The sequence below is a fragment of the Rhizobium sp. BK275 genome, assembly GCF_014193555.1.
In the GTDB taxonomy this organism is placed as follows: Bacteria; Pseudomonadota; Alphaproteobacteria; order Rhizobiales; family Rhizobiaceae; genus Rhizobium.
The window spans coordinates 98474-119364 of sequence record NZ_JACHZL010000006.1 but is presented as its reverse complement, the minus strand read 5'-3'; the positions used below and the strand labels follow the sequence as shown (position 1 = coordinate 119364).

Sequence of the window (20891 nt, the reverse complement as noted above, 5' to 3'; positions counted from 1 at the left end):
TCCCGTTTTCTTCGAATCACGAAACGTTCTATCTCTCTGTTTTCACGCAATTCCGGACGTAAGCCGCTACGTACTTATGCTGGAATTACTCCAAAGCGTGTCGCGATCTCCAGGATTCGCTCGCCACGTTTTAAGTCTTTATCTTACGTATGTCGTTATCGCAAAACTGCTGCACACGTTTGCGCGACATGCTCCAGCCTGATCGATTTCATTCGTGAAAATTCGATGTCTCAGAAGCCGGTGCCGCCGCGCAGTTCGGACAGTAGCGTGTCGAACAGAATCTTCATATCCAGCCAGAAACTGAAATTTCTAATGTAATAGATATCGCTGGCAATGCGGGCGCGCGCTTCTGTCGGTCGATCTGTCGGGCCGCGCCAGCCGCGCGTCTGGGCAAGACCGGTGATGCCCGGCCGCATCAAATGGCGGTAATGATATTCGGGCACCAGTTCCTCGTAGAGCATGCCGGCTGCGCGCATATTGATCGCGTGGCAGCGGGGGCCGACGAGCGACATATCGCCCTTGATGACGTTGAGAAGCTGCGGAAGCTCGTCGATGTTGGTCTTGCGCAGGAAGGCGCCAATCCGCGTCACGCGCCGATCACCCTTGACAGTCTGCTCGACGCCAGTCGGATCGCAGAGATCGGCCCGCATGGAGCGAAACTTGTAGACGGTGATCTTGCTGCCTTTCAGGCCCCAACGAATCTGCCGGAAAAACACCGGTCCGCCGTCATCGATCACCATGAGAAGCGCGATCGCCAGAAGAACTGGAAACAGAATAACCAGCGCGCTTGTTGCACCGAAAATGTCGAAAGCTCTCTTCAAGCCGAGCTGAAGTCTGTTTCGGCCATCCAATGCGGCAAAGCTTTCGGGCTGGCGAATATTGGAATTCGCTGCGTCGAGAGCCTCCATCTTCACTGTTTTTACAGCGAAAGCCGTATCTTGAAGCTTGTTTGAAGTAAACACGTTCATTAAGCAACGTCCGTGGAAATACTCGCATATTGCGTCGCGCTGGCACAAATACATGGACGGGATCGATTTGTCACCCGCCTCCTTAACGTTTTCGTAACCATAATGGAGCCAAATTTGGGAGTATTTCGAACTATGTCCGTGCTATTCTTAATGATTAGGAATTAACTATATTGGGTAATGGCTGAATTCTTGCGCGTTATGCGTGCGGCGCTTCGTATTGCCGGTCGTTCGAGCGTGAAATAGCTGAAGCTTGCGAGAAGAAAAATGATCGGCGTCGCAACGGCGCAGCCGATAGACCAGTCCTGTACCGGATCGTCCCTGCCGATCCCGAATATCGCGGGAGAGATCGTTTGCATCGAGGTCAGTACGATATCCTGCCAGATATAGATCCCGAATGAGATGGTTGCCGTAAAGCGCATGACGGTATTGTCTAGCAGTGCCGCAAGCAGCACCGAGCGCGAGAGGGTCACAAGAGCGGCAGCGATCAGAACCGGAAACAGCGGAAAGGCATAGGGAATTCCGAGCCATCCGTAGGCTTCCCAGGGTCCGCCTGTCGAAAGCGGCAGCTGGAGGCCGGCGGCGGCGAGGCAGGCGAGTGCGATGATGTCGAACCAGATCCGACGCTTTCGCGGCAGCAGGATCTGAATGCCGGCCGCGAGTGCACCGAGCGCAAAAACGGCGAAAAAGCCGATGGGATTGTAGTCGGGCATCCACTCCTTCGCGCCGCCCTGCATGCCATATTGCCAGCCACGGTCGATCTCATTGGGCGGGAAAAGCACACGGAAGGTTTCATGGGCGATCAGCGTCACGGCAATGATGCCGAGCCAGGCAAGGCGCGTGACGGGCGGAGAACGGCGGTTTTCCGGGATCGCGAAAAGCCAGAGGAAACAAAGCGGCAGCAGCACATAGCTCGTCGCTTCGAAAGAGATGGACCAGAGCGGGCCGTTGCCTTCGACAGGAAAGAAAGTGCGCCAGTGCCATTGGCTCATGAAGAAAAGGCCGCTGGCATAGCGCATAGCGAGTCCCGGCGTCAGCGCATATCCAAGCAATGTGACGCTGAGGATGAAGCCCGCCGTCAAAGCCACCCAATAGCCGGGTACGATGCGGGCCGCGCGGCGCAGCGCATAGATATGCAGGTCGGGCATGGCGCCGCCGGCGTCGAGAGAACGCCAGAACGGCAAGGCCAGCAGGAAACCGCTGAGGATGAAGAAGATGGCGACGCCGAAATTGCCGAAGCGCAGCGCAGTCAGCGTCGGCCGCAATCCTTCGCCGAGCTTGGTGAGGTCGATGCGCAGAATGAGATGATGGATGAGGACGAGCAAGCAGGCGGCTGCGCGCAAGAAATCCGCTCCGGCCACCCGGTCCTGCTGCTGCATGTCACTCCCTCGCTCCTTGCGGGACTTTGCAGTGAAAAGCTGCTGCCCGCAAGGGGCGGGCTCGTCTCAGTCAAGGAGACTGTTGGTGTAATAGGCGGAAAAGTCGGGCTTTTCCGTCAGTGCCGTACCGTTGGCATCGAGGAGGATGCCATGATCGAACAGGAAAGTGCCGATCGCTTCGGCCTTGGCCGGATCGATGGTGCCGATCGCGCCTTTTTCGCTCCTGAGGTAATGCCCCTCGACGAGGGCCTTCTGCGATGCCTTGACAAGATCGGTGTTGAGCAGTGCGCCATTGCTGCCGGCAATCAAGAGGTCGCAGGCCTCGTCCGGATTGTCGACCGAATGGGCGTAACCCTTCAGTGTTGCCTGGATGAAGGCGCGGGCATTTTGCGGATTGTCTGCAAGATAGGTGTCGCTGGAAGCGATCGCAGTCGTCTGTTCGTCCGGAATACCGTAATCGCTGTAGCGCCAGCGGCCGACTTGTCGGTTCTCGAGTTGGGCGGCAATGCCTTCCCAGGTGTAGATTTCCAGCGTGAAGTCGACGGCGCCGTTGTCGAGCGCCTCATAGGCCGAAGTGCCGAGCGTGACATTCTGGAAGGTACCCTTGCCGCCGTCGTTGCGGATCATCGCGGAGACGAGCGCCTGCTCCCATGCGCCGCCGAAGCCACCATAGGTCTTACCATCAAGATCTCTAGGGCTCTTGATGTCGTCGCGGTCGCCCTTGAAGATCAGCCTGCCGGTTTCCGTCTGCACCACGGCGTAGACGAGCTTCACATCCGCGCCGGCGGCGCGCTGGGTGAAGGTTTCGATCTCCCCGCAGATGCCGAAATCGGCAACGCCGTTCGCGACCAGCGTGCCGGCGCTGGTATCGGCATAGGGCAGAATTTCGACATCGAGGCCGGCGGCTTCATAGAAGCCCTTCGCCTTGGCGACATAGATGCCGATATGATTGGTGTTCGGCGTCCAGTCGAGCGCGATGCGGACCTTTGCGGCGGACTGGGCGAAGGCGGTGCGGCCGGCAAGGCCTGCAGCCACGGCGGCAAAAAGGGTTTGTCGGCGGGTGAGAAGCATCAGGACCTCCTCAGGTTCTTTGCGGATGCAGCAGTGTTTGAAGGATTTCTGTTTCGATCGCCTGTGCGGCCGGGGAGCCGAGATCGGCAAGCGTGCGCGGTCTTGCCAGCGGCACCTCGAATTCCCTGACCACGGCCGCCGGGCGAGCGGAAAGCACATAGATGCGGTCGGACAAAAAGACCGCTTCGCGCACATCATGTGTAATCAGCAGCGCCGTCCAGCGATGATCTGTCCACATGCCTTGCAGCCATTCCTGCATCTGTGTGCGGGTCAGCGCGTCGAGCGCTCCGAAGGGCTCGTCGAGCAGCAGCATATCCTGCCGCTGGATCACAGTGCGCAGCAGGGCCGCACGCTGGCGCATGCCGCCCGAAAGGGCAGCGGGATAGTGGTTTTCGAAGCCGGCAAGGCCGAAGCGTTCGAAGAGAGGGGCAGCGACGGCGCGCGCTTGCCTGCGACGCATGCCATACACTTCGAGGCCGAGGATCGCATTGTCGATCACGCTTCGCCACGGCATCAACGCATCGCGCTGGGGCATGAAAGCGAAGGCATGCGCGGCCTGTGAGAGCGGAGTGCCGTTGAAGAGAATGTCGCCTTTATCGGCCAGCAGTGCCTGTGTCAGCAGCCTGAGGATCGTCGATTTGCCGGAACCGGAGGGGCCGACGATCGAAACGAATTCACCTCTGGCAATATGGAGAGAGATATCCTGCAGCACCTCCATGCCACCGAAGGACTTCGAGATGTTCTCAAGCTCCAGCATCCCGCTCATCGGCGTTTCTCCGCGGCGGATTGCCAGGGCATGGCGAGACGCTGGATCGCCAGTGTAAGGCCGAAGAGGCATAGCGTCAGAAGGGCGCTGAGAACGACGGCGGCGAGCACGAGATCCGGCCGGAAATTGTTCTTGGCGTTGAGGATGTAAATCCCCAGGCCACGGGAGGCGCCTGCATATTCGGCAAAGATCGCGCCGACCACGGCATAGGTGATCGATATGCGCAGACCCGCAAAGAAGAAGGGCATGGCGGAAGGGAGCCTTGCCAGGCAGAAGATGCGCCAGCGGCTCGCCTTCATGGAACTCAAAAGCTCGGCAATATCCCCGTCCGTCGATTCATAGCCCTGCAGCAGGGCGACCAGCAACGGAAAGAAGGTGACGAGCGCGACGAGCAGAAGTTTCGGCAGCAGCCCGAAACCGAACCAAAGCACGACCAGGGGCGCAATCGCGACCAGTGGCAGCGTCTGGCTGACGATGAAGAGCGGCAGCAGCGCGCGGCGCATGAAGGGTACGAAATCCATCAGCACCGACGAGACGAAGGCAAAGACCAGCGACAGGGCAAAACCGCCGAGCGTTGCGCTGAGCGTCGGCCAGGTATTGTCGAGCAGCGCCTGCCTGTTCAGCCAGCCCTGCGTCAGGACGCGTGAAGGCGAGGGCAGGATGGAGGGTTTGATGCCGGAGAGATCGACATAGAGTTCCCAGGCAGCCAGGAAGGCAAACACGGCAAGAATGGCAGGCAAGGCCCGCCTCAATGCCGTGAATGTCGAATCCGATTTCGATAAGGTCATCGCCGTCAAGCGTCTCAGGCTTTGCTCGGGCTGTTCGCGGAGACCGTGATATCCAGCGTCACGTGGCCTTCGGGATCGCCGAAGCGATAGAAGGCTTGGTGAATGGTCGCGAAGATCGCGCCGGCATCGCCGCGCAGCTTGGTGCAGAAATTCTTGGAGCGGTCGAATGTGCCCGAACGCTTCAGGAAATCGATGCAGCCATAGATCTCGTCCATATGCGTGCCCGTTCCCATAACATAGAGAGAAACCTGGGCTGCCGTCGCCTGGCCGGTCCGTTTCGTATCCCTGGCTGCCGTGATCGCCGCCTCGACGCGCTCGGCAAGCGGTTCGGACCGGCTAGAGGGCAGGCTGGCGCCGCAGATCGCATCATCCGGTTCGCCGGGGCAGCCACGCGAGATGGCGGCGGACAATACGCAGTGCTCGCCGCTTGCGGCAGCCGAAACGAACAGGTCGCGCATGGCGGCAAACAGCACGTCGGGCGGACCGACCATCAGCGTGGAGATATCGTCGGTTTCGATGCGAAGCCGATCGCGATAGGGCTCAAGAGCCTTGATCGCGTCAAGGATGATGCCGACGAAATTGCCGGACATCGGATACAGGGACACTTGCGCGCCGGAAAACACTTGGACCTCGCTCCGCTGGCATTACCCAGATCAGCTTTGAAGGGTCCGGAGGCATGCGCCTCACATCTCAGCCCCGGCAATTCGGAGCTCCCCCGTGAATTGTGGCGGAAACTATCACCGGGTTTGCGATACTGCAACCGCAAAATTCCTACCGGCTATACGGTCGGTATAAAGGTGATGGCTGTTTGGAAGCAACTGTTAGGTGTCAGAGGAGGGAAGCACCCGGACGGAGGCCCTGTCCGGGTGTCCAGCCGGTTCCGTACCTGCCAGAAACGGAACCGGATGTCGTTGTCTCAGGCGGCTACGCCGGCATAGGGAGTGTCGCTGCGGGCGGTGATCAGCGCCTCGGTCCACCATTGCAACTGGGCCATCATTCTCGATAGCCGGCGCAACGCATCCTGCGGATCCTGCAGCCGGCCTTCATTATCGAAACGACGCCAGGGGGAGTTGAAGCTCACCGCGTCGCAGATCGTGACGGCATGGAGTTCGGCGAAGACGAGGCGGAGCTGTTCAACTGCCCGTAATCCGGCGGAGACGCCGCCATAGCAGACAAAGGCAATCGGCTTGCCGTGCCAGGGCTCGATGAAGAGATCGATGAGGAATTTCAGTGAGGCGGTGAAACTGTGGTTATATTCCGGCGTGACGAGGATGAAGCCATCGGCCTGATGGAGCCTGTCCGCAAGCCGTCTTGCCTCCGGATGATGCGGCGCATGCTCTCGCGGCAACGAAAATGCCAGCGGATCGATGATGTCGATTTTGAATTGCGGAAAGCGGGCCAGCTCTCTTTCGAGCCATTTCACCACCCTGTCGCAGATGCGTCCCTCGCGCGTGCTGCCGTAGATGACGGCAAGCCTCATGGGTTTCTGCATGCATTGCTCCTTCTCGTATCGGCTTTACGGCCTCGGGAGCGCAGTCTATAGAACCTCAACTAACATTGAGGTCAATAGGCCATGCAGCAGAATTCGACATTCTCGTTGAGCAAGCTCCTGACGGTGGGTGAGGTGGCAGAGCGAAGCGGGCTTGCGGTTTCTGCCCTGCATTTCTACGAGACGAAGGGGCTGATCTCCAGCATCCGCACCCGCGGCAACCAGCGCCGCTACGGCCGCGATGTGCTACGGCGCCTCGGTATCATCAAAGTGGCGCAACGCGTCGGCATCCCACTTGCCGAAATCCAGACTGCCTTCGAAACCCTGCCGCAGAGCCGGACGCCGACAGTCGAGGATTGGCAGAGGCTGTCGGCGCTCTGGAAAGATGACCTCGATGCCCGCATCAAGCGACTGAGCCTGCTGCGCGACCATCTGACGAGCTGTATTGGCTGCGGTTGCCTCTCCATCGACGCCTGTCCGTTGCGCAATCCCTTCGACGTTCTCGGCAGGCAAGGCGCTGGTGCGCGGCTTCTGGATCCGGGTGCTTAGACCTTCGGGCTTTCTTTTGGCTGATGGCCGCATATGTTAGGCCCTGATAGTGCAAGCAGCGGGACCGGCCGCCCGCAAGGAGGAGAGCTTCGTGTTTCATCCCAAACTGTTCGAGAACCGCAATGTCGTCGTCACGGGGGGCGGCCGCGGTATCGGCCTGGAAATCGCCCGACAGTTTCTGGATTGCGGGGCGCGCGTACTCGTTCATACCGGGCGTGATGGGGAGCGCGAACTGCCGGATTTTCTGCTGACAGCCGAATCGGAGCGGCGGGCGCTGCTGCTGCCGGCCGATTTCCTGCATCCGGGCGGGGCCGCAAAGTTTGCGGAGGAGGCGCTTGAATTCTTCGATGCGGTGCATGTGCTGGTCAACAATGCCGGTACCATGCACGGTCGCTTTCTGGCCGGAGAGCTCACTGATGCCGAGTACGAGACCATCGTGCGTCTCAACCAGACGTCGGTGGTGGAGTTGACGCGCGCTCTGCTTCCGGCGCTGCGGGCGGCGCAAGGTGCTGCCATCGTCAACACGGTTTCGATTTCGGCGCTGACGGGCGGAAGCCCCGGTTCGGCGATCTATTCCGCATCGAAGGCTTTCGTTGCGACCTATTCGAAGGCGCTTGCCCGGGAGCTCGCACCTGACGGTATAAGGGTCAATTGCGTCTCGCCCGGAACGATCGATACCGATTTCCATGCACGCTATTCATCTCGCGAAAAACTGGAGCAAACTCGCAGGTCTATCCCGCTGCAGCGGCTTGGAACAGCGGAGGATTGCGCGCCTGCCTATCTCTTCCTGGCGGCTCCTTCACTCTCTGGCTACATCACAGGTCAAGTGCTGGAGATCAACGGTGGTCAGCTTATTTGCTGATTTGGTTGGACTTTTTTTGGTATTTCATGACATTTGACCAATTCGCTTCTGCGAATATGATAGTGTACTGATCTACATTATTACCTCCTTCCGAGAAGCAAATGCCATTGCCTAAACCGAAGCCGGGCATGACTGGCCAGGACTTGCAGAAGCTTGCTGACAAAGCCCACGAGGCGAGTGATCTCCTGAAGGCGCTAGCCCATCAGACCCGGTTGCTCATCCTTTGTATCCTGTCGGAAGGGGAAAAGACGGTCGGCGAAATCGAGGATATCCTGGGTATACAGCAGGCTATGGTGTCCCAGCAGCTTGCCCGGCTGAGGCTCGAAGGCCTCGTCAATACGCGGCGCGAAGGACGGCTCGTCTATTACAGCACGGGCAATGAAAGCGTTCTGGCTTTCCTCGAATCACTTTTCAGTCTCTTTCCGGTTGCCGAGAAAAGTTAGAGCCCACGGCTCTTGCGAAGCGGCGGACAAGCCGCAAAAATAGGCCTCATCCCGAACTCGGCGGGGAGGCCGGATGATCGACAAGCTGGAATTCTTCATTGCGCTCGCCAACGAAAAACATTTCGGCCGTGCGGCAGAGGAATGCGGCGTTTCCCAACCGACGCTTTCGGCCGCCATTCGCCAGCTTGAGGATCAACTCGGCGTCATGCTGGTGCAGCGCGGCTCTCGCTTTCAAGGATTGACGCCGGAAGGGCAGCGCGTGCTCGAATGGGCGCGTCGCATTGTCGGCGACACGCGCACCATGCGCGAGGAAATGCGCGCCGCCCGCAAAGGCCTCTCTGGCCATCTGCGTCTTGCTTCCATTCCGACCGCGCTCGCCATGTTGTCGCGAATCACAACGCCCTTCCAGGAGCGGCATCCCGATGTCACCTTCTCCATCGTCTCGCGCAATTCGCTGCAGGTGCTGAGCATGCTCGAAAATCTCGAGATCGATGCCGGCATCACCTATCTGGAAAACGAGCCGCTTGGGCGCGTCACCTCGGTGCCGCTTTATGCGGAGCGCTACAACCTGATCACCGCCGCCGGCAGTCCGCTCTCGGATCGCGAGAGTGTGACGTGGCGTGAAGTGGGCGATCTTCGGCTTTGCCTATTGACGGCCGACATGCAGAACCGGCGTATCATCAACCGACATTTGACCGAAGCCGGTGCAACAGTGCATCCGACGCTTGAATCCAACTCGATGATCGTGCTTTTTTCGCATGTACGGACCGGTCGCTGGGCGAGCATCATGCCTCGTAACGTCGCGAAATCATTTGGCTTTCCTGTAGAGATCCGCATGATCCCGATTGTCGAGCCGGAGGCGCACCATCTCGTCGGCCTGGTTGCTCCCTATCGTGAACCCTTCACGCCGCTTGTTTCCGCTTTGTTGCATGAAGCAAGAACACTCGTTGAAGACGCAGAACTTTGATAGGAAAAACCTATCGAGCAACGAGACTGCTTTATTGATTGCAGCCTGCTTCCCTGAGACAGTTCCGTAGAAATCGCAATGACATGGGGAGTTTTGCGGTTTTCAAGGAATGCGTAAGCCGAAGGGAGGCTGCTGATGAATATACGTATCGCCCAGGGCGATATCGTCGGGCGTATCCGTTCGATCGTTGCTGATCTTCGATCCCTCGAAGGCCCACTGCTCCCCATTCTGCACGAGGTCCAGGACCAGTTCGGTTTCGTGCCGCAGGAGGCCCTACCGGTCATCGCCGACGAGCTCAATCTTTCCCGCGCCGAGGTTCACGGGGTCGTAACCTTCTACCATGATTATCGAAATCATCCTGCCGGTCGGCACGTGCTGAAACTCTGTCGCGCCGAAGCCTGCCAGTCGATGGGAGGCGATGCATTGGCCGAACGTATCAAGACCCTGCTCGGCATCGATTTCCACCAGACGACTCTCGATGGCAGCGTGACCCTGGAGCCGGTCTACTGTCTCGGTCTCTGTGCCTGCGCGCCGGCCGCCATGTTGGATGGTGAGGTGCATGGCCGGGTCGATGACGAACTGGTGACCGAACTCATCGAGGAGGCGCGCCGATGACTGTGAAGATTTATGTTCCGCGCGATGCCGCAGCGCTCTCGCTCGGGGCCGAGAAGGTGGCAAAGGCGATTACCCAGGAGATCGCCGCCCGCGGCCTCGATGCCACAATCGTGCGCAACGGCTCGCGCGGAATGTTCTGGCTGGAACCGCTGGTCGAGGTCGAGCTTTCCGGTAAGCGGATCGGCTATGGGCCGGTCAAGGAGAAGGATGTTGCCAGTCTGTTCGATGCGGGATTGATAGGCGGCGGCACGCATGCGCTCTGTCTCGGGGAGGTCGAGGACCTCCCATTCCTGAAAGGCCAGACCCGTCTCACCTTTGCCCGCTGCGGCATTACCGATCCGCTTTCGCTTGAGGATTACGAAGCCCATGGCGGGCTTGCGGGTCTTCGCCGCGCGGTGTCGATGCAGCCTGCCGATGTCGTCAAGGAAGTTACCGATTCCGGCCTTCGCGGCCGTGGTGGCGCCGGCTTTCCGACGGGCATCAAATGGAAGACGGTGCTCGATGCGGCGGGTTCGCGCAAATATATCGTCTGCAATGCAGATGAGGGCGACAGCGGAACCTTCGCCGACCGGATGATCATGGAAGGCGATCCCTTCGTGCTCATCGAAGGCATGGTGATATCAGGGCTTGCGACCGGCGCCATGAAGGGCTTCGTCTATACGCGCTCGGAATACCCGCATGCCATCGCAACGATGACAGAGGCGGTGGAGATCGCCCGTAGGGCCGGCATTCTCGGCGCCTCGGTGCTCGGTTCCGGCAAGGCATTCGACATGGAGATCCGCACCGGTGCAGGCGCCTATGTCTGCGGCGAGGAGACGGCGCTGCTGAACAGCCTTGAAGGCAAGCGGGGTGTCATCCGCGCCAAGCCGCCGCTGCCGGCGCATAAGGGCCTGTTTGACTGTCCGACGGTCATCAATAACGTCATCTCGCTCGCTTCTGTGCCTGTGATCATGGACAAGGGGGCCGCCTTCTATCGCGATTTCGGCATGGGCCGGTCACGCGGCACCATTCCGCTGCAGATCGCCGGCAATGTGAAATATCGCGGTCTCTATGAAACCGCCTTCGGCCTGTCGCTCGGCGATATCGTCGATGACATCGGCGGCGGTACCGCATCCGGCCGGCCGGTAAAGGCGGTGCAGGTGGGTGGGCCGCTTGGCGCCTATTTCCCGCGAGCGCTCTTCGATACACTTTTCGACTATGAAGCCTTTGCCGCCAGGGACGGACTGATCGGCCATGCCGGTCTCGTCATTTTCGACGACACGGCCGATATGCTGAAACAGGCGCGTTTCGCGATGGAGTTCTGCGCGGTGGAAAGCTGCGGCAAGTGCACGCCCTGCCGCATCGGCTCGACACGCGGCGTCGAAACGGCCGACAAGATCGCAAAGGGGATCGAGCCGGAAAAGAACCGTGAGCTGCTCGCCGACCTCTGCAATACGATGAAATTCGGCTCGCTCTGCGCGCTCGGCGGCTTCACGCCCTATCCTGTCATGAGCGCCATGACGCACTTTCCCGAAGATTTTGCTCCGACTCCTCTCACAGAAGCGGCGGAATAGACCATGTCTCTTGTTCACGAAATCGACTACGGAACGCCGGCCCCGAAATCCGAAACGATGGTGACGCTGACCATCGACGGCCGTCAGGTGACGGTTCCCGAGGGAACCTCGATCATGCGCGCCTCCATGGAGGCCGGCATCGAGGTGCCGAAGCTCTGCGCGACCGATATGGTCGATGCCTTCGGTTCCTGCCGACTCTGTCTCATCGAAATCGACGGTCGCAACGGAACGCCCGCCTCCTGCACCACGCCGGTGGCCTCCGGCATCGTCGTCCATACGCAGACCGAGCGCCTGAAGAATATCCGCCGCGGCGTCATGGAGCTCTATATCTCCGACCATCCGCTCGACTGTCTGACCTGCGCTGCCAACGGTGACTGCGAGCTGCAGGACATGGCGGGCGCCGTTGGTCTTCGCGACGTGCGTTACGGCTATGAGGGCGACAACCACGTCAAGGCCCGCAACAATGGTGAGATCAATCTGAAATGGATGCCGAAGGACGAGTCCAATCCGTACTTCACCTTTGATCCGTCAAAGTGCATCGTTTGCTCCCGCTGCGTGCGCGCCTGCGAAGAGGTGCAGGGCACCTTTGCGCTGACGATCGAAGGCCGCGGTTTCAGTTCGAGCGTTTCGCCGGGCATGCATGAGCATTTCGTCGATTCCGAATGCGTATCGTGCGGTGCCTGCGTGCAGGCCTGCCCGACGGCGACGCTGACGGAAAAATCGGTCATCCGCATCGGCCAGCCGGAACATTCGGTTGTTACCACCTGCGCCTATTGCGGCGTCGGCTGTTCCTTCAAGGCGGAAATGCGCGGCGAGGAACTGGTGCGCATGGTACCGTGGAAGGACGGGCAGGCCAATCGCGGTCATTCCTGCGTCAAAGGCCGCTTCGCCTATGGCTATTCAACCCATAAAGACCGCATCCTCAATCCGATGATCCGTGAAAAAGTGACGGATCCCTGGCGTGAGGTGACGTGGGACGAGGCCTATGCGCATGTCGCTTCCGAGTTCCGCCGCATCCAGTATCAGTATGGCCGCGAAGCGATCGGCGGTATCACATCGTCCCGCTGCACCAATGAAGAGACTTATCTTGTCCAGAAGCTGGTTCGCGCCGGCTTCGGCAACAATAATGTCGATACCTGCGCCCGCGTCTGCCATTCACCGACCGGTTATGGTCTCGGTCAGGCTTTCGGCACCTCTGCCGGCACGCAGAATTTCGACAGCGTCGAGCAGTCCGATGTCGTCGTCATCATCGGCGCCAATCCGACCGATGGGCATCCGGTCTTCGCTTCGCGCCTGAAGAAGCGTCTGCGGCAGGGCGCCAAACTTGTTGTCATCGATCCGCGCCGCATCGATATCGTCCGGTCGCCGCATGTCGAAGCATCCTTCCACCTGCCGCTGAAGCCTGGCACCAATGTCGCTGTTATGACGGCACTGGCGCATGTGATCGTGACCGAAGGGCTGTACGATGAGAAATTCATCCGCGAGCGTTGCGACTGGTCGGAATTCGAAGATTGGGCAGCTTTCGTGGCCGAGCCGCAGCATAGCCCTGAAGCCGTCGAGAAATTCACCGGTGTCAAGCCGGAAGACGTGCGTGGTGCTGCCCGGCTTTATGCGACCGGCGGCAACGGCGCCATCTATTACGGCCTCGGCGTGACCGAACACAGCCAGGGTTCGACGACGGTAATGGCGATCGCCAACCTCGCCATGGCCACCGGCAATATCGGCCGTCCGGGTGTCGGCGTGAACCCGCTGCGCGGCCAGAACAATGTGCAGGGTTCGTGCGACATGGGCTCCTTCCCACACGAACTCCCGGGCTATCGTCATATCTCCGACGATGCGACGCGCGATATCTTCGAAAAGCTCTGGGGCGTGAAGATCAACAACGAGCCGGGTCTGCGCATCCCGAACATGCTGGATGCCGCCGTCGACGGTTCTTTCAAGGGGATCTACATTCAGGGTGAGGACATTCTACAGTCCGATCCGGATACCAAGCATGTGGCCGCCGGCCTTGCCGCCATGGAATGTGTCGTCGTGCAGGATCTCTTCCTGAACGAGACGGCGAATTATGCCCATGTCTTCCTGCCGGGTTCGACCTTCCTGGAAAAGGACGGCACCTTCACGAATGCCGAGCGCCGCATTAACCGCGTGCGCAAGGTCATGACGCCGCGCAATGGCTATGCCGATTGGGAAGTGACACAGACGCTCGCCCGGGCCATGGGCCTCGACTGGCACTATGCGCATCCGTCCGAAATCATGGACGAGATTGCCGCGACGACGCCGAGCTTCGCTTCGGTTTCTTACGACTATCTCGAAAAGATGGGCTCGGTTCAGTGGCCCTGCAACGAGGCGCATCCGCTCGGCTCGCCGATCATGCATGTGGACGGGTTCGTACGCGGCAAGGGCAAGTTCATCCGTACGGAATATGTGGCGACCGACGAGCGCACTGGTCCGCGCTTCCCGCTGCTTCTCACGACCGGGCGCATTCTCAGCCAGTACAATGTCGGGGCGCAGACGCGCCGCACCGATAATGTCGTCTGGCATTCCGAAGACCGGCTGGAAATTCATCCGCATGATGCCGAGCAGCGCGGCATCCGCGATGGCGACTGGGTGAAGCTCGGCAGCCGCTCGGGCGACACCACGCTTCGCGCGTTGATTACCGATCGCGTGGCGCCTGGCGTCGTCTATACAACCTTCCATCATCCGGATACGCAGGCAAACGTCATCACAACCGACTTCTCCGACTGGGCGACGAACTGCCCGGAATACAAGGTGACGGCGGTGCAGGTTTCGCCCTCCAACGGGCCGTCCGATTGGCAGATCGAGTATGATGAACAGGCTCGCCAGTCTCGCCGTATCGCCGGCAAGATGGAGGCCGCCGAATAATGACGGAAAGGTCGACCCGCACGGCCGTGACGGAGGTCGCCTGGAAGGGTGGCATCATGACGCGGGGCGAGCGTATCGTGCCTGAGGAGGTGCCGATCGCCTTTTCCTATGGCGGCAGCTCGCATGCGGTCATGATGGGCACGCCTGCCGATCTCGAGGATTTTGCTGTGGGTTTCAGCCTGACAGAAGGCATCATCACCGACCGCAGCCAGGTCGCCGGGATCGAGTTCATTGAGGATGAGAAGGGCATCGATGTCCAGGTGACGCTTCTCGATGATGTCGAGGATGCGCTGAGAAAGCGTCGACGCAGCATGGCGGGACCTGTCGGCTGCGGCCTCTGCGGTATCGAATCGATCGAGCAGGCAGTTCGCAAGGTGCCTGCCGTTTCCAAGGTCGGGCTGTCGCTGTCGCATGCCGATATCATCAAGGCGATCGCACTGCTTAACGATTCCCAGCCGCTGCATCGCGAGACGCGGGCAGTTCATGGGGCAGGTTTCTATGTTCCCGGCAGGGGATTGATCGCCGTTCGTGAGGATGTCGGCCGGCACAATGCGCTCGACAAGCTCTGCGGAGCCGTCATCAGAGCCGGCGCTATGGGCGCGTCAGGCGCTGTGGCCGTCACCAGCCGCCTCTCCGTCGAAATGGTCCAGAAGACGGCGATCCTCGGAGCGCCCGTATTGATCGCCATTTCCGCGCCGACGGCACTTGCCATCCGCACCGCCGAGGAAGCCGGGATGACGCTTGTCGCCCTCGTGCGCGGCGAGGATTTCGAGATTTTCACCCACCCGCACCGCCTGTCGCCCGGAAGCATTGCCGATGTCGCATGATACCAAGACCAAACTTGTCTACATGGCAAACCAGATCGCAACCTTCTTCAAGACCCAGCCCGAAAGTGAAGCTGCGCAGGGGGTCGCGACCCATATCAACAAATTCTGGGAACCGCGCATGCGGCGGCAACTCTTCGAAATTCTGGAGAAGGAGGACAACGGCCTCGATGCGCTCGTGCTGCAGGCCGTTCCCTTGATCCACAAACCGGAGCCGGCAGAACAGCCGCTTCGTTAAACGAACATCGGTGCGTGAAAGAGGGGAGACGGGAATCAACCCGCCTGCACATGCACCTGTGACAGCAAGGTCTGGATCAAGGAGAAGTTGTTCATGACTGCAGCGGATACAAGTGCAGGCGATGTTCTGGCAGGTGTGGGCCTGCTGGATCGCGAAAGGATCATCGCAAGGCCGGGCTTCAATCGGTGGCTCGTGCCGCCGGCGGCGCTCGCCATCCATCTTTGCATCGGCATGGCCTATGGTTTCAGCGTCTTCTGGCTACCGCTGTCGAAATCCCTCGGCGTTACGGCATCGACCGTCTGCCCGGAGCTGACGCTGGCGTCGGCACTCTTTACTACCAGCTGCGATTGGCGCGTTGCCGACCTTGGCTGGATCTATACGCTGTTCTTCGTGCTGCTCGGTTCGTCCGCCGCCATCTGGGGCGGCTGGCTGGAGCGTGTCGGCCCGCGCAAGGCGGGTGTCGTCTCGGCCTGCTGCTGGTGCGGCGGCATCATCATCGCCGCTTTCGGCATCATCACGCATCAGCTCTGGATGATGTGGATCGGTGCGGGCGTGATCGGCGGCATCGGCCTCGGTCTCGGCTACATTTCGCCGGTTTCGACGCTCATCAAATGGTTTCCGGACCGGCGCGGCATGGCGACCGGCATGGCGATCATGGGCTTCGGCGGTGGTGCGATGATCGGTGCTCCGCTGGCCAACCTCCTGATGAACACCTTCAAGACGAATACGTCCGTCGGCGTCTGGCAGACCTTCATCGTCATGGCGGCCATCTATTTCGTCTTCATGATCGGCGGCGCGTTCGGCTACCGTATTCCGCCGGCCGGCTGGCGGCCGGAAGGCTGGACCCCGCCTGCCGCCAAAAGCACGATGATCACTACCAAACACGTGCATCTGCGCGATGCCCACAAGACGAAGCAGTTCTGGCTGATCTGGGCGGTGCTCTGCCTCAACGTGTCGGCGGGTATCGGCGTTCTCGGCATGGCTTCGCCGATGCTGCAGGAAATCTTCGCCGGTTCGCTGATCGGCCTGCCGGATGTCGGGTTCGCGCAGCTTGATGCCGGTCAGAAGGCGTCGATCGCGACGATTGCTGCCGGCTTTGCCGGTCTGCTGTCGCTCTTCAACATCGGCGGGCGGTTCTTCTGGGCTTCTCTGTCAGACAAGATCGGCCGCAAGAACACCTACTACACCTTCTTCATCCTGGGAATCGTGCTCTACGCCGCCGCTCCGACACTGGCGGATATGGGCAACAAGGCGCTCTTCGTGCTTGCCTTCGGCATCATCCTGTCGATGTATGGCGGTGGCTTCGCGACTATCCCCGCTTATCTGGCGGACATCTTCGGCACGCAGTTCGTCGGGGCTATTCACGGTCGTTTGCTGACGGCATGGGCGACTGCCGGCATCGTCGGTCCCGTGGTCGTCAACTATATCCGTGAAGCGCAGATCGCCGCCGGCGTCGCGCCTGGACCGGCGCTCTATACGGGCACGATGTACATCCTCGCCTGCATGCTGGCGCTCGGCCTGATCGCCAATGCTCTTGTGCGGCCGCTCGCCGACAAGTGGTTCATGTCAGACAATGAGGTCGCCGCCCTTCAGGCAAAGACTGCCGCTGCCAATGCCGGGCCGACCGGTTCGTTTGGCATCGGTACAGGCGGTCTCGATGCCAAGGCGGCGCTTGCCTGGGCGGTGGTTGGCATTCCGCTGCTCTGGGGTGTCTGGGTGACGCTGAGGGCGACCCTGGCATTGTTCGGTTAAAAAGGAAGCTCCCTTGCGGGAGTTGTGGAGAGACTGGAGATCGGGCGGAAAGCGTGCTTGCCGCCCGGTTTTGGAGGATCAATTCGTTGCAGCCTGCAAAAGCTCGACGGGGCTGAGTTCACGCCGGCTCAGGAGCCGCCTGAGAGCTTGAACAAAAAAACCGCCCTTGTGGGGCGGTTCCTCGTTCATGTCGTGTCGTGAGGCGATCAGGCCGCCAGCTCATCCGTCTCGTTCTCCTTGAACATCTTTGCGAGGTTCAGGAAGCAGATCATGCCGTTTTCGGAAGCGATGATCCCTTCGCAGAAGGCTCGGTCGAAGGACGCCGTCACTTCCGGAACAGGCTGCACCTGGCTGGAAGAAATCGTCAGGATGTCGGAAACGCGGTCGACCAGCATGCCGATGACCATATTGTGCACTTCGGCGACGACAATGGCGCTGCGCTCGTTGGCGACAGTGCCCTTCATGCCGAGCTTGTAGGCGAGGTCGATGATCGGGATGACCGAACCGCGCAGGTTCATGACACCGATGACGTCTGCCGGAGAGTGCGGGATCGGCGTCGACGGCGCCCAGCCGCGGATTTCGCGGATAGTCGTGGTCTTCACGCAGAATTCCTGATCGTGCAGGCGGAAGGCAATGATTTCGAGCGTGTCGCCGCTGAAGCTAGTAGAGTTGATCGTGGCCATTAGAATTCTTCCCAACTGTCATAAGCCAGGGCAGAAGCGGATGCGCCACCATTGGCGCGGACGAGCTTTGCCTTCACACCACGCGATGGCTTTGCACTTGGCGAAGCATCGTTACGGTTATCGACGACATTAGCGGAAGAGTGTTGCCCAAATCTAAACTGTGAGACGAGATTGGGAAGGTTTTCAGTCTCGGACGAAAGTCGGGCGCTTGCTGCCGTCGTCTCCTCCACCATGGCGGCGTTCTGATGCGTGCCCTGATCTTCCAAAATTTAACAGATGAACGTCGGTTTTACCCGAAAGTAATTATCGCCGATTGTAAAGGTAATCGGCGCGTTTACTTTAGGTTATCGTCTTTTCAATTTGCGAGACCGCCCAATCAACCTGTTCCCTGGTGATGACCAGCGGCGGCGCGAAGCGAATCGTGTGGTCGTGCGTATCCTTGGCGAGAAGACCGCGATCCTTCAGCGCGTAGCAATATTGCCGGGCGCCGCCGGCCTCCGGCTCCAGTTCGACCGCCAGCATAAGGCCGCGGCCGCGCACATCCTTGACGATATTGGAGCGGATGGAGCGCAGACCTTCGAGGAAATAGTCGCCCATCGTCTCGGCATTCTCGATCATTCCTTCTTCGGTCAGCACCTTCAGCGCCGCGCGGGCGACCGCGCAGGCGAGTGGATTGCCGCCGAAGGTTGAACCATGCTGGCCGGGCTTGAGCACGCCCAGGACTTCCGAATTCGAAAGCACGGCTGAGACCGGGTAGAAGCCGCCGGAAAGCGCCTTGCCGATCAGCGTGACGTCGGCTTCGATGCCTTCATGTTCTTCGGCGAGCAGCTTGCCGGTGCGCCCGAGGCCCGTCTGGATTTCGTCGAGGATGAGCGTGACATTGTTTGCCGTGCAGAGTTCGCGCACGCGGGTGAAATAACCGGCCGGCGGAATGATGACACCGGCTTCACCCTGGATCGGCTCGATCAAAGCTGCGACGGTGTTGGCATTGATGGCGGCCGCAAAGGCTTCGGCATCGCCGAAGGGAACGATGCGGAAGCCCGGCGTATAAGGCCCGAAGCCGGTGCGGGCGTCGGGGTCGGTCGAGAAGCTGATGATGCTCAGCGTGCGACCGTGAAAATTGTTGGCGCAGACGATGATCTCCGCCTTGCCTTCCGGCACGCCTTTCACCTCGTAACCCCATTTGCGAACCGCCTTGATGGCTGTCTCGACGGCTTCCGCGCCCGAATTCATCGGCAGGATCTTGTGGGAGCCGGTGAGCGCCGCTAGCTCCTCATAGAAATAGGCGAGCTGGTCGTTGCGGAAGGCACGAGAGGTGAGCGTCAGGCGGCTTGCCTGCTCGACCATGGCGGCAAGGATCTTTGGATGGCAGTGGCCCTGATTGACGGCGGAATAGGCCGAGAGGCAATCGAGATAGCGCTTGCCATCCGTATCCCAGACATGAACACCTTGCCCCCGCGTCAGCACCACATCCAGCGGTTTATAGTTATTGGCTCCAAGGCGCTGTTCCGTGGCGATGAGGTTCGACGAGGTGTTCATGGCCGGTGCTCCCTTATGCGGCGCGTGTGGGACGATCGAAGATGCGGCGGCCGAACAGGCTTGCCGTCATCTCCACCATGATGCGGGCGCTCTTGCCGCGGTCATCAAGGAAAGGGTTGAGCTCGACGAGATCGAGCGAGGAGACGAGACCGCTGTCTGACAGCATCTCCATGATGAGATGTGCCTCGCGGAACGTGGCGCCGCCGGGAACGGTGGTGCCGACGCCGGGCGCAAAATCGGGATCGAGGAAATCGACATCGAAGCTGACATGCAGCAGGCCATTTGCCTTCTCGATCGTTTCCAGGATCTGGCGGAGGATCACAGCCACGCCTTGTTCATCGAGTGAGCGCATGTCGAAGACATTGACGCCGTGCTTGCGAATTTCCTGGCGTTCCGAGGCATCGACTGAGCGAATGCCAACCTGGAAGACCTTCTTCGGATCGACCAGCGGACGGTCCTTTGGCAGGATTTCCGCAAGCTCCGCCAGACCGCAGAAGAAGGCGACCGGCATGCCGTGAATGTTGCCCGACGGTGATGTTTCGGGCGAATTGAAGTCCGAGTGGGCATCGAGCCAAAGAACAAACAGCGGCCGGTCCTGTTCGGCCGCATAACGTGCCATGCCGGAGACGCTGCCCATGGACAGGCTATGGTCGCCGCCAAGGATCAGCGGGAAACGGCCGGATTTCGCAGCGTCGTAGGTTGCCGCTTCGAGCGCGCGGGTATAGGCGCCAACGGTGCGAAGATTATGCGCCTTAGCATGATTGGGAAGATCCCTTGCCGGTACGACATTGAGGTCGCCCACGTCAACGACGTCATGTCCAAGATCGATCAGCGCCTTGTCGACGCCCGCAATGCGCAATGCTGTCGGTCCCATGCCCGCGCCCCTGCGACCGGAACCTTCCTCAAGCGGAACGCCGATGAGGGTGACAGATCGTGATTGTGCTTCCATTCCGAGGGCTCCGTTGTGAGGCCTGTTTCGGCCGATAGTGGGATAAAGTGGCGGCGGCAAATAGATGGAAAAGTGTCCGAAATGGATTATGATTGCGCAGATTGATAAAGCTAATTTGACAAAGTGAAACCATGGATGATCTCGACAATGAGCTTTTGAGCGCACTTCGGCACAATGCACGAATCTCCGTCTCCTCGCTTGCGGCGATGACAGGCGCATCACGGGCGACGGTTGCCTCGCGGATCGACCGGATGGTCGAAAACGGCACGATTGCCGGCTTCACCATTCGCACCGGTCACGAGACGCGTTCCGCTGGCGTCCGGGCCATCGTCATGATCGAAGTGCATGGCAAGCTTGCCGACAAGGTCGCTACCCAATTGCGCGGCTTGCCGCAGGTGCGCGCGCTGCACAGCACCAACGGCAAATGGGATTTCGTCGCCGAGCTCGAGGACCGCGACCTCGTCTCCTTCGACGAGACGCTGCGTCGGATACGCCTCTTCGACGGCATCAATACTACCGAAACCAACATTTTGCTGAAGACCAGCAAGGCAAGCTTTTAGGCTTCAATTTTCCAGG

Annotated in this window: 21 protein-coding genes and 1 riboswitch; of the genes, 11 read left to right on the top strand and 10 right to left on the bottom strand. The window is 60.0% G+C overall.

Features of this window, described 5'->3' with window-relative positions; translation table 11 throughout:
* Positions 1-230 precede the first annotated feature (230 nt).
* The 7 genes from FHT82_RS19520 to FHT82_RS19490 form a co-directional block, all read right to left on the bottom strand.
* A complete protein-coding gene (locus FHT82_RS19520; RefSeq protein ID WP_246698180.1) occupies positions 231-908 on the bottom strand; it encodes a sugar transferase in 678 nt (225 codons plus the stop codon).
* A gap of 221 nt (positions 909-1129) precedes the next feature.
* A complete protein-coding gene (locus FHT82_RS19515) occupies positions 1130-2344 on the bottom strand; it encodes an acyltransferase (protein ID WP_183734345.1) in 1215 nt (404 codons plus the stop codon).
* Positions 2345-2410: 66 nt separating this feature from the next.
* Positions 2411-3418 (bottom strand): ABC transporter substrate-binding protein, encoded by a 1008-nt coding sequence (locus FHT82_RS19510; RefSeq protein ID WP_183734647.1) that lies wholly within the window; start codon positions 3416-3418, stop codon positions 2411-2413.
* A 7-nt stretch (positions 3419-3425) separates the two neighbouring features.
* A complete protein-coding gene (locus tag FHT82_RS19505) occupies positions 3426-4181 on the bottom strand; it encodes an ABC transporter ATP-binding protein (protein WP_183734344.1) in 756 nt (251 codons plus the stop codon).
* Complete coding sequence (locus tag FHT82_RS19500; RefSeq protein ID WP_183734343.1) at positions 4178-4969, bottom strand: ABC transporter permease; 792 nt, start codon at positions 4967-4969, stop codon at positions 4178-4180. The genes FHT82_RS19505 and FHT82_RS19500 overlap by 4 nt, the downstream gene beginning before the upstream one ends.
* Positions 4970-4983: 14 nt before the next feature.
* Positions 4984-5592 (bottom strand): YkoF family thiamine/hydroxymethylpyrimidine-binding protein, encoded by a 609-nt coding sequence (locus tag FHT82_RS19495; RefSeq protein ID WP_183734342.1) that lies wholly within the window; start codon positions 5590-5592, stop codon positions 4984-4986.
* A riboswitch (TPP riboswitch) is annotated at positions 5582-5696 on the bottom strand. (Overlaps the previous gene by 11 nt.)
* Before the next feature lie 189 nt (positions 5697-5885).
* A complete protein-coding gene (locus FHT82_RS19490) occupies positions 5886-6461 on the bottom strand; it encodes an NAD(P)H-dependent oxidoreductase (RefSeq protein ID WP_183734341.1) in 576 nt (191 codons plus the stop codon).
* A gap of 81 nt (positions 6462-6542) precedes the next feature.
* Here FHT82_RS19490 and soxR point away from each other — a divergent pair, with 81 nt between their 5' ends.
* The 10 genes from soxR to FHT82_RS19440 all read left to right on the top strand — a co-directional run bounded on the left by soxR (position 6543) and on the right by FHT82_RS19440 (position 17144).
* Positions 6543-7007, top strand: a complete 465-nt coding sequence (gene soxR / locus FHT82_RS19485) for a redox-sensitive transcriptional activator SoxR (RefSeq protein WP_183734340.1) — start codon at positions 6543-6545, stop codon at positions 7005-7007.
* 91 nt (positions 7008-7098) lie between these two features.
* Entirely contained in the window at positions 7099-7869 is a 771-nt protein-coding gene (locus FHT82_RS19480; protein ID WP_183734339.1) for an SDR family oxidoreductase, read from the top strand.
* 101 nt (positions 7870-7970) lie between these two features.
* The gene (locus FHT82_RS19475) at positions 7971-8312 is read left to right on the top strand and encodes a metalloregulator ArsR/SmtB family transcription factor (protein ID WP_183734338.1); all 342 of its coding nucleotides are present in this window, start codon (positions 7971-7973) and stop codon (positions 8310-8312) included.
* Between the two features lie 73 nt (positions 8313-8385).
* Positions 8386-9279: a LysR family transcriptional regulator gene (locus FHT82_RS19470; protein ID WP_183734337.1), complete on the top strand. Its 894-nt coding sequence runs from the start codon at positions 8386-8388 to the stop codon at positions 9277-9279.
* 135 nt (positions 9280-9414) lie between these two features.
* Complete coding sequence (locus FHT82_RS19465; RefSeq protein WP_183734336.1) at positions 9415-9894, top strand: formate dehydrogenase subunit gamma; 480 nt, start codon at positions 9415-9417, stop codon at positions 9892-9894.
* Complete coding sequence (locus tag FHT82_RS19460; RefSeq protein WP_183734335.1) at positions 9891-11447, top strand: NADH-quinone oxidoreductase subunit NuoF; 1557 nt, start codon at positions 9891-9893, stop codon at positions 11445-11447. Before FHT82_RS19465 ends, FHT82_RS19460 begins: the two co-directional genes overlap by 4 nt.
* 3 nt (positions 11448-11450) lie before the next feature.
* Positions 11451-14330, top strand: coding sequence for a formate dehydrogenase subunit alpha (gene fdhF, locus FHT82_RS19455; protein WP_183734334.1), 2880 nt, complete (start codon positions 11451-11453; stop codon positions 14328-14330).
* Positions 14330-15157, top strand: coding sequence for a formate dehydrogenase accessory sulfurtransferase FdhD (gene fdhD / locus FHT82_RS19450; protein ID WP_183734333.1), 828 nt, complete (start codon positions 14330-14332; stop codon positions 15155-15157). Before fdhF ends, fdhD begins: the two co-directional genes overlap by 1 nt.
* Positions 15147-15392, top strand: a complete 246-nt coding sequence (locus tag FHT82_RS19445; protein ID WP_183734332.1) for a formate dehydrogenase subunit delta — start codon at positions 15147-15149, stop codon at positions 15390-15392. Before fdhD ends, FHT82_RS19445 begins: the two co-directional genes overlap by 11 nt.
* A 93-nt stretch (positions 15393-15485) precedes the next feature.
* A complete protein-coding gene (locus FHT82_RS19440) occupies positions 15486-17144 on the top strand; it encodes an OFA family MFS transporter (RefSeq protein WP_183734331.1) in 1659 nt (552 codons plus the stop codon).
* Between the two features lie 206 nt (positions 17145-17350).
* Here the strand turns inward: FHT82_RS19440 and FHT82_RS19435 are convergent, their stop codons facing one another.
* The 3 genes from FHT82_RS19435 to rocF all read right to left on the bottom strand — a co-directional run bounded on the left by FHT82_RS19435 (position 17351) and on the right by rocF (position 20315).
* Positions 17351-17827, bottom strand: coding sequence for a chemotaxis protein CheW (locus FHT82_RS19435; protein WP_183734330.1), 477 nt, complete (start codon positions 17825-17827; stop codon positions 17351-17353).
* A 339-nt stretch (positions 17828-18166) separates the two neighbouring features.
* A complete protein-coding gene (gene rocD, locus FHT82_RS19430) occupies positions 18167-19366 on the bottom strand; it encodes an ornithine--oxo-acid transaminase (protein ID WP_183734329.1) in 1200 nt (399 codons plus the stop codon).
* A gap of 13 nt (positions 19367-19379) precedes the next feature.
* Entirely contained in the window at positions 19380-20315 is a 936-nt protein-coding gene (rocF, locus tag FHT82_RS19425; RefSeq protein WP_183734328.1) for an arginase, read from the bottom strand.
* Positions 20316-20446: 131 nt separating this feature from the next.
* Here rocF and FHT82_RS19420 point away from each other — a divergent pair, with 131 nt between their 5' ends.
* Positions 20447-20875 (top strand): Lrp/AsnC family transcriptional regulator, encoded by a 429-nt coding sequence (locus FHT82_RS19420; protein ID WP_183734327.1) that lies wholly within the window; start codon positions 20447-20449, stop codon positions 20873-20875.
* The last annotated feature ends 16 nt before the right edge of the window (positions 20876-20891 follow it).